Raw genomic sequence first — 16,232 nt, forward strand, 5'->3', positions numbered from 1 at the left:
GAGAGAAACTTTGATTATGGAAATACTGCGTGGTTCGCCCGCTTTGTCGGCTTTTCGAATTACCAAACTGCTGTCCCGCTGCCAGGATGCTCATCTGCCGGTAGATGATGTCTACGCCGAATATGTTCACTTTGCCGATGTTAGCGCCCCCTTGAGTGCTGACGAACACGCCAGACTCCAGCGGCTGCTTAAGTATGGGCCATCTCTCCCAGAACATGCGCCAGAAGGGCGTTTATTATTGGTGACGCCAAGACCGGGGACGATTTCTCCGTGGTCTTCCAAAGCGACTGATATTGCACATAATTGTGCACTGCCACAGGTTTTGCGCCTGGAGCGCGGTCTGGCCTTCTATATACAAGGCTCGAATCTGAGTGAAAACCAATGGCAGCAATTGTCAGCATTGCTGCATGACCGCATGATGGAAACGGTCTTCACTGATTTACAGCAAGCCGAGCAACTGTTCTCTCACCATCAGCCCGCCCCGGTACAACGGGTGGATATCTTGACGCAGGGCCGTAGTGCACTGGATCAGGCCAATATTAAATTGGGCCTGGCACTGGCTCCGGATGAAATTGATTATCTGTTGGCCGCGTTTACTGGCCTTGGGCGCAACCCGACAGATATCGAGCTGTATATGTTTGCTCAGGCAAACTCTGAGCATTGCCGCCATAAGATTTTTAATGCGGACTGGAAAATTGATGGTGTTGAACAGCCTAAATCGCTGTTTAAGATGATCAAAAACACCTTTGAACACACCCCGGATTACGTGCTGTCGGCCTATAAAGACAATGCGGCGGTAATGGAAGGTTCTCAAGTCGGGCGCTTCTTTGCTGCGCCAGAAAATGGCGTTTATGGCTACCATCAGGAAGAGGCGCATATCCTGATGAAAGTTGAAACTCACAACCACCCGACGGCGATTTCACCGTGGCCGGGTGCCGCTACCGGCTCGGGCGGGGAAATCCGTGATGAGGGGGCCACCGGGCGCGGTGCTAAACCGAAAGCCGGTTTGGTGGGCTTCTCGGTGTCTAACTTGCGTATCCCCGGTTTTGAACAGCCATGGGAAGAGAATTTCGGTAAACCCGATCGCATTGTGACCGCGCTGGATATCATGACCGAAGGCCCATTGGGCGGCGCGGCGTTTAACAATGAATTTGGTCGCCCGGCGCTGCTGGGTTACTTCCGTACCTATGAAGAGCGCGTCAATAGCCATAACGGCACGGAACTACGTGGCTATCATAAGCCGATCATGCTGGCGGGCGGGATTGGCAATATTCGTGCTAATCATGTGCAGAAAGCGGAAATCACCGTGGGCGCCAAGCTGGTGGTGCTGGGTGGCCCCGCAATGAACATTGGTTTGGGGGGCGGTGCGGCTTCTTCCATGGCCTCCGGCCAATCTGATGCGGATCTGGATTTTGCTTCGGTACAGCGCGATAACCCAGAAATGGAACGCCGCTGTCAGGAAGTGATCGACCGCTGCTGGCAGTTGGGCGACCACAACCCCATCCTGTTTATTCATGACGTCGGTGCCGGTGGTTTGTCCAACGCGATGCCAGAACTGGTGAGTGATGGTGGTCGTGGCGGCCGTTTTGAACTGCGTGATATTCTTAACGACGAACCGGGCATGAGCCCGTTGGAAGTGTGGTGTAATGAATCTCAGGAGCGCTATGTCATGGCCATTGCTCCTGCGCAGATGGCACAGTTTGATGAAATTTGCCGCCGTGAACGTGCGCCATATGCCGTCATCGGCGAAGCGACTGAAGAAAAACATCTGACTTTGAATGATCGCCATTTCGATAATCAACCTATTGATATGCCGTTGGATGTGCTGCTAGGTAACACGCCGAAAATGCTGCGCGATGTCACCCGCCTACAGGCTCAGGGTGAGGCTCTGCAACGGGCTGAAATCAGCATTGCTGATGCGGTAAAACGTGTGATGCACTTACCGGCGGTAGCAGAGAAAACCTTCCTGATCACCATTGGCGACCGCACTGTGACCGGCATGGTCACCCGTGATCAGATGGTCGGCCCGTGGCAGATTCCGGTGGCAGATTGTGCAGTAACCAGCGCCAGCCTGGACAGTTACTATGGCGAGGCGATGTCACTGGGCGAACGTGCGCCAGTGGCTTTACTGGATTTTGCCGCTTCAGCCCGCTTAGCGGTTGGCGAAGCATTGACCAATATCGCCGCGACCCAAATTGGCGAACTCAAGCGCATTAAACTGTCAGCCAACTGGATGTCCGCCGCCGGTCACCCCGGTGAAGATGCCGGTTTGTATGAAGCAGTGCGCGCCGTGGGTGAAGAGTTATGCCCGGCGCTGGAAATTACCATCCCGGTGGGCAAAGACTCTATGTCGATGAAAACCCGTTGGCAGGAAGGGAATGAACAGCGCGAAATGACTTCGCCGCTATCATTGGTGATTACTGCTTTTGCCCGTATTGAAGATGTCCGTCACACCGTTACTCCGCAGTTGCGTACTGACAAAGGTGACAATGCGCTGCTGCTGATTGATTTGGGTGCGGGCCATAATGCACTGGGGGCCACGGCGTTGACTCAGGTTTATCGTCAGTTAGGGGATAAACCGGCAGATGTACGTGATGTGCAACAACTGGCGGGCTTCTTCAACGCGATGCAGCGTTTGGTCGCCGATCAAGCATTGTTGGCTTATCACGACCGCTCTGATGGCGGTCTGTTAGTGACATTGGCTGAAATGGCCTTTGCCGGTCATTGTGGTGTGCAAGTTGATATTCAATCCTTGGGTGACGATGCGCTGGCCGCCTTGTTTAACGAGGAGTTGGGGGCGGTGATTCAGGTGCGTGCCGAGCAGCGAGCCGCAGTGGAGAAAGTGCTGGCAGACCATGGCCTGACAAACTGTGTCCATTATCTGGGCCGTGCTGTTGAAGGCGATATTTTTGACATCCACCGCGGTACTGACCTGGTATACAGCGAAAAACGTAGCACCCTGCGCTTGTGGTGGGCTGAAACCACTTGGCAGATGCAGCGCTTGCGCGATAATCCAGATTGCGCCGATCAAGAGCATCAAGCTAAACAGGATGAGCGCGACCCTGGCCTGAATGTGAAACTGACCTTTGATCCCGCTGAAGATATCGCCGCACCTTATATTATCAAACAGGCGCGACCAAAAGTTGCGGTGCTGCGTGAGCAGGGAGTTAACTCCCACGTTGAGATGGCTGCTGCTTTCCACCGTGCCGGTTTTGATGCTGTTGACGTGCATATGAGTGACTTGCTGGCGGGGCGCACTGATTTGCAATCTTTCCAGACTTTAGTCGCTTGTGGCGGTTTCTCTTACGGCGATGTATTGGGCGCAGGCGAAGGTTGGGCGAAGTCCATTCTGTTCAATGACCGCGTGCGTGATGAGTTCGAGGCTTTCTTCCACCGCCCAGAAACACTGGCGTTGGGCGTTTGTAACGGCTGCCAGATGATGTCTAATCTACGCGAGCTGATTCCGGGTGCTGAGCACTGGCCACGATTTGTTCGCAATCTGTCTGATCGCTTTGAAGCGCGTTTCAGTCTGGTTGAAGTAGCAAACAGCCCATCACTGTTTATGCAGGATATGGCCGGTTCCCGCATGCCAATTGCGGTTTCACACGGTGAAGGCCGGGTTGAAGTGCGCGATGCGGCGCATCTGGCGATATTGGAACAAAGCAACTTGGTGGCATTACGCTTTGTGAACAACCAAGGCGCGGTCACTGAACAGTATCCGGCTAACCCGAATGGTTCAGCGAATGGTATTACGGCAGTAACCAGTGTCAGCGGGCGGGCCACCGTCATGATGCCGCACCCGGAGCGCGTCTTCCGCACTGTCAGTAATTCATGGCATCCGGAAGAATGGGGCGAAGATAGCCCATGGATGCGTATGTTCCGTAATGCTCGTAAGCAATTGGGCTAAATGGACTTAATAGAAGAGGGCATCAGGTTGATGCCCTTTTTTACTTTTATACAATGCAATTTTCTATCTTATTGCCCTAATCTAATATCAAATGTTTGTTGCGATGATTTTTGGTCATTATTATAAACCTCTACAACTAATTCGTAATCTCCACTATTAACCTCATTCGTTAAAAGGGTAACGTCTTTTGATGAATGGTTAATATATCCGGAAGCCTCTCCATATAACGTATTGTTTTTTCTGACATAAGCGAAGTAATTGATATATTCATCTGTGCTTATATTGAATTTAACTTTTGCTCTCCCTTCCACCAATGCATATCTATCTTTTATATCCTCGACTTGAAAGGTGGGGGGGACAGTATTGTCAGACATCATGAAACTACTCGTTGGTTTAATTAATTTTGTCGTTACATTCATAACCTCAAGTGGTGGCTTGATGGCGCTAGCATTAAAGCAAATTATTATGAGGCCCATGGCGCTAGTGAATGTGGTAGGGATAATTCTCATGTGAGTACCTCTCTAATGACTGGGTAATAGAGAAACTCTGCGGTAAAAACGATAAGCCACTTTTATCGGCATAAGCTGTTACCGGTGTTTGCGTGTTCTGACTTTTGGCGATTTTTAACATTGACCAGAGCCAGATAATTAGCGTGACCTATTTTTCATGGTGATTAAATATCATAATTTATAATGCGATAGTAATTTTGGCTGTTAGGTAATGAGTTGATAATGTTTTTTGCTTTGAAGCTTAGAGGGTGCAGTAAGAATGCGGTTTTTAATTTATTGATTATTAATGCTTTTATTTATTTTGTCGGGAAGTTGCGACACTGGCGGGTTAGTGTGTCTCAAATGGGAGACATTTAATTATTTGATTTATATGGGTTTGTTTTTTTTAGTCATTGAGTGTCGGGGATTAGCGACAAAACAAAGATTTATCCCCCTATTTGGTGAGTGATATTGATTTTCTCATTTAATGGTTAAATTAAATATTAATTAAAATCAATGTGTTATGTTTGTTTGTGTGAAGTTGGCACGATACCTGCAATATCTTTATTAGTTGCTCATTCACCTCTTTATGATAGTCCCGCCGTCAAGCGGAATATGCACTTCATAAGCCACCGAATGATGCCAAAGACTGGTACCTATCGTCCACCTAAACCGATATTGTGTGAATGCACATATCAAACATCGGACGACACGTTGAGTGAGGTGCCGCCTATGTCCTACTGTGATGAGTAGTTCATCAATATTGGACATATCTGGATGCTATTCGTCTCATCCTCCCGATGATTGCCTCGGCTTCATCAAACTGGAGACGATATTTAAGGGCATCCACATATTCTGCGACGGGGCAATTTATTGCCCCGTTGTCACATCTTATTATGGTCAAAGATAAGGTAAAGCTTCCCGTTTTCACGGCAACTGACGATAAAAGCAGGCCTGATGATGATTCTGACGATAATGGATAAGCAGCCTTAACTTAAAGCACTTCGCTCACGCTAAGTGCTTTTTTTTTACTTTAATCAAGCGGACAAGTTGCCAACCAAACGGACAAGTTGCGGACATGCCCGCATAAATTGGGTCACAGGCATTGTAATCCTGGCTGAGTCAGTTAGCATCACAACAGAATGATAGGTAATGAGATGATTTCGTTGAAAAGATGGCGTTTGTTCCCCCGTTCTTTACGGCAATTGGTACTCATGGCATTTCTGTTGGTGCTGCTCCCTTTATTGGTGCTGGCATATCAGGCTTATCAAAGTCTTGACCATCTGAGCACCCAAGCGGCTGACATTAACCGCACTACGTTGGCTGATGCTCGCCGCAGCGAAGCGATGACCAGCGTGGCGCTCGAAATGGAGCGCAGCTATCGTCAATACTGTGTGTTAGATGATGTAACGCTGGCTAAGCTCTATCAGCATCAGCGTAAACAGTACGCTCAAATGTTGGATACCCATGCCCCGATTCTGCCCGATGCCCGCTATTACCAAACGTTGCGTGGGTTGCTGACCCAACTTTCTGATATCCAATGTAAAAATAGCGGCCCAGAGCAAAACGCTTCAACTTTATTAGAGCAATTTTCCCGATCGAATGCCGAAATGGTGCAGGCGACGAGGGATGTAATCTTCTCCCGTGGGCAACAGTTACAAAAAGATATTGCCGAACGCGGCCAATTTTTTGGTTGGCAATCCTTGTTACTGTTTTTGGTCAGTGTGCTGTTGGTGGTGTTATTCACCCGCATGATTATCGGGCCGGTTAAGGGCATCGAGCGAATGATTAATCGGCTGGGGGAAGGGCGGCCACTGGGCAATACCGCGCTGTTTAAGGGGCCGCGCGAGTTGCGCTCTCTGGCACAGCGTATTATTTGGCTCAGCGAACGTTTAGCTTGGCTTGAATCACAGCGCCATGAGTTTTTGCGCCATATCTCCCATGAGTTGAAAACACCGCTGGCCAGTATGCGCGAAGGTACTGAATTATTAGCCGATGAGGTTGCCGGCCCGCTGACTCAAGATCAGAAAGAGGTGGTGGCTATCCTTGATAATAGTAGCCGCCATTTACAATTATTAATTGAACAATTATTGGACTATAACCGTAAACTGGCCGATGGCCCCGGTGAGCTTGAAAATGTTGAACTGGTAGAAATGGTCGAAGATGTGATTTCGGCCCATAGCTTACCGGCACGAGCTAAGATGATTCGCACCGAGACGGACTTAAAGGCGGACATTTGTTGGGCCGATCCAACACTATTGATGCGGGTATTAGATAATCTCTACTCCAATGCGGTGCACTATGGTGAGGAATCCGGTACCATTTGGATTCGTAGCCGTCAGGTGAATAACCGCGTGCAAATTGATATTGCCAATACCGGAGCCTCGATCCCGGTATCTGAAGAAACAATGATATTTGAGCCTTTTTTCCAGGGAAGCCATCAGCGAAAAGGGGCTGTCAAAGGCAGCGGGCTGGGGTTGAGTATTGCTCAGGACTGCATCAAACGTATGCAGGGTGACTTGCAATTGGTGTCAGTGGATTACGCCGCAGTCTGCTTCCGTGTTGAATTGCCATTAACCGCCGAGAATGAATAAATAATGTACAAATGGTCTATGAGCAACATAATGAAAAAGACCGTCTTTTTGTCATGCCGGACATCAACTACCGCCAATAAGCTGGTGGGTCAGTCTGGCTCGGGTATTTTTTGGCGAGCTTTATTGCTGGCCCCGCTATTACTCACGGGATGTACTGATAATCCGACCGTTGGCCGTTTTTCCCAAGCAGTTCAGATGGTGATACCGGAAACGAAAATCATTGATTATCGAACTCTACCCTGCGATGTGCTGTGGAGTCTTGATGATAAAGAGACACTGGAAAACTCCCTTTATTGGCTGCGGGCGATGGATTGTGCTGAGCGTTTGGGTTCAACTCAAGCACGAGCATTAGCCGCGTCTTTACCGGTCGTCACCTGGTCAGCCGCCTTTAAGCAGGGTATTCTGGTGAGCAGCTCTGAGCCTTCGATTGCTGAGCGCCGTCAGGTGGTTGAGCGCTTAAACAGTTATACTCAAAGCTTCCCCGGCGCTGTGCGCCCACTGATTCAACTGTGGCGTGAGCAGCAGGTGCTGCGCATTTCTCTGGCTGAAGAGCGCACGCGTTATCAGCGCTTGCAAGAGGAATCCGACGCGCAAATTGACCGTCTGAGAGAAAGCCAGGTTCGGTTGCAATATAATTTATTAGATACCACCCGCAAGCTGGAAAATCTAACCGATATTGAACGGCAGCTTTCATCACGTAAGCAAATGCAAAATGAGATTCCTGAAACTGATGCGGATAGCAAAGCTGCAGCCGCAGCGGCACTTAAGTCAGCCGAGGCTGATTCTCAGTCAAAAGTAGAGCCAGTCAAACCGGTTGAAACTAAGCCTGCGAACGTTAAACCGGCCGAAACCAAGCCAGTTCAAGCTAAACCGGCTGAAACTAAACCGACTGAAACTAAACCTATCGCGCCTGCTCCGGTTGAAAATAAGCCAACAGAGTCACCAGCAGACAATAAACCTGCGCCGCAACCGGGAGAAAAACCGGCTGATACTTATACACCGCCAGTAGTCCCCCCAACTGATGTTCCACCTGCGACGAATAAGGAATCTCATGACGCCACGCAAACCGGCCAATCTACTGCTGGTTGATGACGACCCCAGCTTACTGAAGTTGCTGGGGATGCGTTTAACCAGTGAAGGTTTTAATGTCACCACCGCCGAAAGCGGGCAGGAAGCATTGCGCTTGTTAATGCGTGAGAAAATTGATTTGGTTATCAGTGACTTGCGTATGGATGAAATGGATGGCATGGCGCTATTTGCTGAAATTCAGAAGCATCAACCGGGTATGCCGGTGATTATTCTGACCGCCCACGGTTCCATTCCTGATGCCGTGGCCGCCACTCAGCAGGGAGTGTTCAGTTTCCTGACCAAGCCAGTTGATCGTGATGCTTTATATAAAGCAATTGATGCAGCGCTAGAACTTTCTATTCCTGCCGGTGATGATACTTGGCGTGAAGAGATAGTCACCCGCAGCCCAGTAATGTTGCGCTTGCTGGAGCAAGCCAAAATGGTGGCGCAATCGGATGTCAGCGTGTTGATCAATGGGCAAAGCGGCACAGGTAAAGAAGTGTTGGCGCAAGCTATTCATGCTGCCAGCCCACGGGCGAAAAAGGCTTTTATTGCCATCAACTGTGGTGCATTGCCAGAGCAGTTACTGGAATCCGAGTTATTCGGCCATGCTAAAGGCGCATTTACCGGTGCAGTTAGTAGCCGCGAAGGGCTATTTCAGGCCGCCGAAGGCGGGACACTGTTCTTAGATGAAATCGGCGATATGCCGCTGTCTTTACAGGTGAAATTGCTGCGAGTCTTGCAGGAGCGCAAAGTACGCCCATTGGGCAGTAACCGTGATTTAAGTATTGATGTGCGGATCATTTCAGCGACTCACCGTGATTTGCCCAAAGCAATGGCAAAAAATGAATTTCGTGAAGATCTCTACTATCGTTTGAATGTAGTGAATCTCAAGATCCCCGCGCTGCATGAGCGCTCAGAAGATATTCCGTTGTTAGCTAACCATTTATTACGTGAATCAGCGAAACGGCATAAGCCCTTTGTTCGTAGCTTCTCAACCGATGCTATGAAACGGCTCATGACCGCCAGCTGGCCGGGTAATGTGCGCCAGTTGGTTAACGTGATTGAGCAATGCGTGGCATTAACCTCTGCGCCTGTTATCAGTGAGGCCTTGGTTGAACAGGCATTGGAAGGGGAAAATACAGCATTACCAACCTTTGTTGAGGCCCGAAATCAATTCGAATTGAATTATTTGCGTAAACTGCTACAAATCACTAAAGGTAATGTGACTCAGGCTGCAAGGATGGCGGGGCGTAACCGTACCGAGTTTTATAAATTGTTGTCGCGCCATGAGCTAGATGCCAACGATTTCAAAGAATAACTGTTGTTAATTAATGACAACACTGACAACCGAGTTTAAATCCTAATGAGCAGATCACTTTCCATTGCATTAGCCCAGTTAAATTGGCTGGTCGGCGATATCGAAGGCAACACTGAACGCATGTTGCAGACTTTACATGAGCAGCAGAAGGCGGGAGCTGATTTAGTCATGTTCTCCGAGCTGGCTTTGTCCGGTTATCCGCCAGAAGATCTGCTGTATCGTGATGATTTCTACCTACGCTGCGAAGCGCAATTAAATCGTTTGCAGGCGGCAACGCAGCAGACGGCGGTGTTGGTCGGGCACCCATGGCGCGAACAGGGCGAACTGTATAATGCGCTATCACTGTTTGCTGACGGTAAATTGCAAGGGCGCTATTTCAAACAGCAATTACCCAACTACGGTGTCTTCGACGAAAAACGCTATTTTTCAGCCGGTCATCAAAGTTGTGTCGTGGAGCTGAAAGGCTATCGTCTTGGCCTGCTGATTTGTGAAGATTTATGGTTTGATGGCCCTGTCGATGCGATTAAAGCCGCAGGTGCAGAAATTGTGTTGTCTATCAATGCCTCTCCATACAATCGGGAAAAACCCTATATCCGCAAAACGCTGATGGCGGCTCACTGCCAGCGCACAGGATTGCCATTGGTGTATCTCAACCAAATCGGAGGTCAGGATGAACTGATTTTTGATGGCTGTTCCAAGGTATTCGATGCTGCCGGTAATATGACTCACCGTTTGGCGGCATTTGCTGAGCAAACCACCTTATTGCAGCTCAATGAGTGCGAAGTGGTGCCGATGACAGCGCCTGCCGCAGAGTTACCGCCGTTGGCCCAGGTCTATGAGGCATTGGTTTTGGCGGTGCGCGATTACGTGACGAAGAACGGCTTCAATGGCGCGGTTCTTGGCCTATCGGGCGGGATTGACTCAGCATTAACACTGGCGATTGCTGTGGACGCGCTGGGTAAAGATAAGGTTCAGGCATTGATGATGCCGTTCCGTTACACCGCCGATATCAGTATTGCTGATGCCAAAGAAGAAGCCGAAATTTTGGGTGTCGAATTTGATGTGCTCTCTATCGAGCCGATGTTCGATGCCTTTATGGGGCAATTGTCACCGATGTTTGCTGGCAGCAAGCGCGATACAACGGAAGAGAACCTTCAGGCGCGCTGCCGTGGGGTGGTCCTAATGGCCTTGTCAAACAAACGCCGCAGCATCGTATTAACTACCGGTAACAAAAGCGAAATGGCGGTCGGTTACGCCACATTGTACGGTGATATGGCGGGCGGTTTTGATGTGCTGAAAGATGTGCCCAAAACGTTGGTATTTAAACTATCCGAATATCGTAATACCGTTTCATACGTGATTCCGCAGCGGGTGATTACCCGGCCACCGTCAGCGGAGCTGGCGCCTGATCAGAAAGATGAGGATAGCCTGCCACCTTATGATATTTTGGACGCCATTCTCGAAGGGTATGTCGAGCAAGATAAGTCAGTGGCCGATTTGGTTGCTGACGGTTTTGATGAAACTATCGTGCGTAAAGTCATCCGCCTGGTAGATATCAACGAATACAAACGGCGTCAGTCTGCTGTCGGGCCGCGTATCACTGCCCGCAACTTTGGTAAAGATAGACGCTATCCGATTACATCAGGCTTTGGCCGCAAGAATTGGTAAAACAGGGATTCACCATGAAAAAAATTGACGCGATTATTAAGCCATTCAAACTCGATGATGTCCGTGAGGCACTGGCTGAAGTCGGTATTACCGGGATGACGGTGACAGAAGTAAAAGGTTTTGGCCGCCAGAAAGGGCATACCGAGCTATACCGTGGCGCTGAATATATGGTGGATTTCTTGCCAAAAGTAAAAATCGAAATTGTTGTTGCTGACGATATCGTGGATACCTGCGTAGAAGCCATTATGCAAACGGCTCAGACCGGTAAGATTGGCGACGGCAAAATTTTTGTCTTTGATGTCTCCCGTGTGGTGCGTATTCGTACCGGCGAACAAGACGAAGAAGCTATTTAACTTCAGTCTGTTATCCAATAAGAAAGCCCGATCGTCACAAAACGATACGGGCTTTTTTTATTTCTAACGCTAAAGTTATTGGCTTTAGTTTGTTCCACCTCGATAACATCGCTGCGGGGCTGAAATTTTCCCTGGTGTCAGAATGAGATAGCCGCACAAATGAGCATAACAATTTGTTTTAATGGAATTTTTTAAATATTTTTTCTCTTGGTCGTCCTGCATAATAATGACTGTTAAATTATTATTATTTTGAGTATTTATAATGAAAAAAACCTAGTGTTGTATTTCCGCACATCACCCCCACCAATATGTTTTAACGCAGCAGGGGCGTGTCACTAGAAAGATATAAACCGTAAAGGTTAGCGAGTAAATATCCAATTTCATTTTCTGCTGGTTTTAGGGAGAAATAGGCCAACAAATCCTGATTTATCTCTCGGATATAGTGAATTTCTTCCCTTTGGATAATTTCCGCTAATATTGCTGGGTCCAGCGGGGGGATTTCTTCACCATGGCGGGTACGCATTAATGCATTCGCCATATGGGTGATCGCCATAACACCTTGCTCACTCTGCACTGGCAATTGCCAAAAATTCTCTAAGCGATTGATAACCTGGTCTAATCCTTGGCCGATATCGTGATCAATAACCCCTGACTGACACAAAATATTAAGACGTGCATTAATACAAATCTTCAAAGAGTGGCCTCCTGAAAATAGCTTGGCTTTCTGCCAGATTGATATAATTAATAGCGAGGTTCTATCTCGCCGTGCTGTACAGCTCTCTGGTGGTTAAGCAGCAATGTTTCATTAATCCCTTTTTCCAGCAGTAATTTGATGGGGTGATTATCGGGCCGGATAAGAATAACGGCTTGCGAGGCTTGAATATAACGCTCATCGCCTTGCAGCTTTATTGCCTGTAAACCTTCATGGGAAATATTATCTGCCAGATTCCAAATGGCGGCATCAATATCACCACGGTTTATATGTGCGATACAGTCGCTATAAGGTAATTCGACTAATTCTATAGGTTGCCCGGCAAATTTAATTTCAGTCAGCAGACATTGGTCGGGTGAGCGCGGATCTAACCCGACTCTACGAATTTTATGCTGTTCGCCACGGCGGCAAATAAGTTGATGACCATCCACGTAAGAGCCATTGCCCAAATTCAACGCCAATGCGACTTTTCCTTGGTCGAGATAACTTTTAGCTGCCAGATGCGAAACCACCGCCATGTCATAAATGCCGTCTATCAGACATTCAATCCGCACTTCTGCCCCACGCATATGGGCAAAATAAAGGGGAAGTAAGGTAAATTGCTCTCTTAAACCACTGGCCAAACCTTCATAAAGCTTGGTGTAAGGCAGTGGCATGGCGCACACCATATTGCCCAGATCCGCTTGTTGCAGCAACAGCGGCATATTCAGATCAACCAGTAAGGTTCCATTACGGCCACGGCGTTCAACAATAATAGCGCCATCCGCTTCCAGCACTTTTAAAGCATGCTGTACTACTCCGACGGAGATACCGAAATTATCGGATAACTCATCAATAGTTTTAAGCCGATTGCCAGGGCACTCACCAATTAGATAGCGCGCCATGGATACCAATGCCAATCCTTCTTTTTTTATGAATTTCTTGCTCATGGTAGATCAATTCAGCCTTAATTCACCCCGAATGACAGGGCAATGAATAGTGAGGGACAAAGTTAGCCACACTATTAATTTTCAGTTGTATGAATATTTAGACATTCATCCGAATGCCTCATCGTGGCAATATTAAATTAGGATATATGAGATCTAAATCACGTTCTACCACATTTAAAAGCAATAAGTAGAAGGTTTTTTTATAACAGATATGCAGGGGAGCACTGAGAGCATCCCCTGTGAAGTTAAATAAAATTCAATGGTTAAATGACTTTATGTGGGCCAAAACATTCATAATGAATTCGCTCGGATGCTACCCCTTGCGCCAATAATTGGCGGCCGGCGAATTGCATAAAAGCGAGTGGGCCACAGAAGTAATAATGTCGGTTGGGATCGGCTGCGAGCCACTGATGTGAACTGAGATCCATTAATCCTTCGCTGTGATAATTCTCCCCGCGCTTATCCTGCTCCGTTGGTTCGCGATACCAAACATGGCGGCTGATATTGGGCATATTTTCTGCTATCGCGGCGACTTCCTCGGCAAAAGCATGAACTTGTCCATTTTCAGCCGCATGTAACCAATGAATCGGCGCGGAATGTTGCTGTTTATGCAGGGTATTAAGCATACTTAACATTGGGGTTTGGCCCACACCAGCAGAAATCAGCGCCACAGGTGTCTCCGGCGTAATATCCAGGAAGAAATCGCCACGAGGAGGGGCGATGCGAACACTGTCCCCTTCGTTCAATTCACGGTGCAAATAGTTTGAAACCGTTCCTTGTTCTTCGCGTTTCACCGCAATGCGGTAGGTTTTTCCGTTAGGGGCAGCGGTCAGGGAATATTGGCGGATTTCTTGATATTCAAGCCGCTCATCTTCGATATAGATGCCCAAATATTGGCCTGGCTTGAAATCCAGCACTCGACCACCGTCTTCTGGTGCTAATAAAAAGCTGCAAATCACTTCGCTCTGCATCTCTTTTTTAATGATGCGGAAACGGCGCAAGGTTCGCCAGCCACCAGTTGCAGACTCACCTTGTTGATAAATCTGACTTTCCCGCGTAATAAACACATCAGCCAGCACCCCATAAGCTTTACCCCAGGCATCTAACACTTCCTGGCCCGGTGAGAGCAGCTCATCCAGTGTGTTTATCAGATGATGACCGACTATCGAATAATGCTCGGGCTGAATGTTTAGGCTGGTGTGTTTCTGGGCAATACGTTCAACTGCGGGCAATAAAACGGCCAGATTTTCAAGATTTGCCGCATAAGCGCAAATGGCGTTGAACAGGGCTTCGCGTTGGTCACCATTAAACTGATTACTCATATTGAAAATGTGCTTGAGTTCAGGATTGTGCGCGAACATACGGTCATAGAAATGTGCCGTTAGTTTGGTGCCGGTGGCGGCCAATAACGGAATAGTGGATTTAACAGTGGCGATGGTTTGGCTATCCAGCATGTGATGCTCCTTAAAGATTTATCCCCTGCGTCCTGACTGCAATGCCAATGACTTGGGTGTTATTAATGTGCAAATCAATACATGTATTTTAAATGCATCTTATAGAATGCCCTGTAATTTGTAAATGCACATTGCCCTTACCTGAGATGACTCCGCCGTGTCAGTTCACAGAATGTGAAAAAAGCACATAATGAATATGAGGATAATTCCGTTGCATTGAATGAAGTCTGAACAGGTCAAAGCCTTACGCAGTCTGGAGCCAATCGTTTGCGTAAAAACCTCTGTCAAGACCTATCTTAACGAGGGGGAAACAGTTTACACTGTGTCTTAAAGCCCAGAAGGGCAGTCCACCAGATCTATTTTGTTAGCTAAGTCAGGAGAGCCGGATGTTAAAGCGTGAAATGAACATTGCCGATTATGATGCAGATCTATGGCGTGCAATGGAGCAAGAAGTGGTGCGCCAGGAAGAGCACATTGAGCTGATTGCCTCTGAGAACTACACCAGCCCGCGTGTTATGCAAGCACAAGGTTCTCAGTTGACGAATAAATATGCTGAAGGCTATCCGGGCAAGCGTTACTACGGTGGCTGTGAGTATGTCGATATTGTTGAGCAACTGGCGATTGATCGTGCAAAAGAGTTGTTTGGCGCGGATTACGCCAACGTTCAGCCGCATTCTGGTTCTCAGGCGAACGTGGCGGTTTACTCAGCATTGCTGAAACCCGGCGACACTGTTCTGGGGATGAATCTGGCACACGGCGGCCATTTGACCCACGGTTCACCGGTTAACTTCTCCGGTAAACTGTACAATATCGTTCCTTACGGTATCGATGAATCTGGCAAAATTGATTATGAAGATATGGCGCGTCAGGCCGAAATTCATAAACCAAAAATGATCATCGGCGGCTTCTCTGCCTATTCCGGTATTGTTGATTGGGCAAAAATGCGCGAAATCGCCGACAGCATCGGCGCATGGTTCTTTGTCGATATGGCGCACGTCGCCGGTTTGGTGGCTGCGGGCGTTTATCCTAACCCCGTCCCACATGCACACGTCGTGACCACTACCACGCACAAAACACTGGCTGGCCCACGCGGCGGTTTGATTTTGGCGAAAGGCGGCGATGAAGATTTGTACAAAAAACTGAACTCGTCTGTGTTCCCAGCGAACCAGGGCGGCCCATTGATGCACGTTATTGCGGGCAAAGCGGTTGCGCTGAAAGAAGCTATGGAACCTGAGTTCAAGGTTTACCAGCAACAAGTGGCTAAGAACGCGAAAGCCATGGTGGCGGTCTTCCTGGAACGCGGCTACAAAGTGGTTTCTGGCGGTACAGATAACCACCTGTTCTTGCTTGATTTGGTAGATAAAGACATCACCGGTAAAGATGCCGATGCTGCTTTGGGTCGTGCCAATATCACCGTGAACAAAAACAGCGTGCCAAACGATCCGAAAAGCCCGTTTGTGACTTCAGGTGTGCGTATCGGCAGCCCAGCTATTACTCGCCGTGGTTTTAAAGAAGAAGAATCTCGCGAGCTGGCTGGCTGGATGTGTGATGTGTTAGATAACATCACTGATGAAGCCACTATCGAACGTATCAAACAGAAAGTTTTGGCTATCTGCGCCCGGTTCCCGGTTTACGCATAATTTCGGCCGATTGAATTTTTCTAATAAAAACCCGCACAATGCGGGTTTTTTTGTGATTAGCGTTAAGTAAATGTGAAGCTAATCTCAAATTACATGTT

The 16,232-nt window shown here is 48.2% G+C and carries 11 protein-coding genes; 7 read left to right on the forward strand and 4 right to left on the reverse strand.

The window, feature by feature from the left end:
• Window positions 1-16: 16 nt before the first annotated feature.
• On the forward strand, window positions 17-3,907 hold the full coding sequence (gene purL, locus OP863_RS05160; protein ID WP_145589799.1) for a phosphoribosylformylglycinamidine synthase: 3,891 nt from the start codon (window positions 17-19) through the stop codon (window positions 3,905-3,907).
• 68 nt (window positions 3,908-3,975) lie between these two features.
• On the opposite strand, the gene OP863_RS05165 is transcribed toward purL, so the two are convergent.
• Window positions 3,976-4,416 carry a hypothetical protein gene (locus OP863_RS05165; protein WP_145589798.1) on the reverse strand — a complete coding sequence of 147 codons (441 nt, stop codon included), beginning with the start codon at window positions 4,414-4,416 and terminating at the stop codon, window positions 3,976-3,978.
• Between the two features lie 1,136 nt (window positions 4,417-5,552).
• Between OP863_RS05165 and OP863_RS05170 the strand changes: the two genes are divergently transcribed.
• The 5 genes from OP863_RS05170 to glnB are packed head-to-tail and all read left to right on the forward strand — an operon-like array spanning window position 5,553 to window position 11,399.
• Window positions 5,553-6,989: a sensor histidine kinase gene (locus tag OP863_RS05170; protein ID WP_038635508.1), complete on the forward strand. Its 1,437-nt coding sequence runs from the start codon at window positions 5,553-5,555 to the stop codon at window positions 6,987-6,989.
• A 30-nt stretch (window positions 6,990-7,019) separates the two neighbouring features.
• Window positions 7,020-8,078, forward strand: a complete 1,059-nt coding sequence (gene qseG, locus OP863_RS05175; protein WP_265525950.1) for a two-component system QseEF-associated lipoprotein QseG — start codon at window positions 7,020-7,022, stop codon at window positions 8,076-8,078.
• Entirely contained in the window at window positions 8,041-9,378 is a 1,338-nt protein-coding gene (glrR, locus tag OP863_RS05180) for a two-component system response regulator GlrR (protein WP_005159455.1), read from the forward strand. The genes qseG and glrR overlap by 38 nt, the downstream gene beginning before the upstream one ends.
• 45 nt (window positions 9,379-9,423) lie before the next feature.
• The gene (locus OP863_RS05185) at window positions 9,424-11,046 is read left to right on the forward strand and encodes an NAD+ synthase (RefSeq protein WP_145589796.1); all 1,623 of its coding nucleotides are present in this window, start codon (window positions 9,424-9,426) and stop codon (window positions 11,044-11,046) included.
• Window positions 11,047-11,060: 14 nt separating this feature from the next.
• Entirely contained in the window at window positions 11,061-11,399 is a 339-nt protein-coding gene (gene glnB / locus OP863_RS05190; RefSeq protein WP_002231018.1) for a nitrogen regulatory protein P-II, read from the forward strand.
• Between the two features lie 313 nt (window positions 11,400-11,712).
• Here glnB and OP863_RS05195 read toward each other — a convergent pair whose 3' ends face one another.
• From OP863_RS05195 to hmpA, 3 genes are all read right to left on the reverse strand, one after another.
• On the reverse strand, window positions 11,713-12,093 hold the full coding sequence (locus OP863_RS05195; protein WP_265525951.1) for a PRD domain-containing protein: 381 nt from the start codon (window positions 12,091-12,093) through the stop codon (window positions 11,713-11,715).
• Window positions 12,094-12,140: 47 nt separating this feature from the next.
• A complete protein-coding gene (gene yhfZ, locus OP863_RS05200) occupies window positions 12,141-13,040 on the reverse strand; it encodes a GntR family transcriptional regulator YhfZ (protein WP_038635498.1) in 900 nt (299 codons plus the stop codon).
• Between the two features lie 263 nt (window positions 13,041-13,303).
• Window positions 13,304-14,494: an NO-inducible flavohemoprotein gene (gene hmpA, locus OP863_RS05205; RefSeq protein ID WP_050291495.1), complete on the reverse strand. Its 1,191-nt coding sequence runs from the start codon at window positions 14,492-14,494 to the stop codon at window positions 13,304-13,306.
• A 386-nt stretch (window positions 14,495-14,880) separates the two neighbouring features.
• Between hmpA and glyA the strand changes: the two genes are divergently transcribed.
• Window positions 14,881-16,134 carry a serine hydroxymethyltransferase gene (glyA, locus tag OP863_RS05210; RefSeq protein ID WP_050291494.1) on the forward strand — a complete coding sequence of 418 codons (1,254 nt, stop codon included), beginning with the start codon at window positions 14,881-14,883 and terminating at the stop codon, window positions 16,132-16,134.
• The last annotated feature ends 98 nt before the right edge of the window (window positions 16,135-16,232 follow it).

Source organism: Yersinia sp. SCPM-O-B-9106 (C-191) (genome assembly GCF_026183365.1).
In the GTDB taxonomy this organism is placed as follows: Bacteria; Pseudomonadota; Gammaproteobacteria; order Enterobacterales; family Enterobacteriaceae; genus Yersinia; species Yersinia rochesterensis.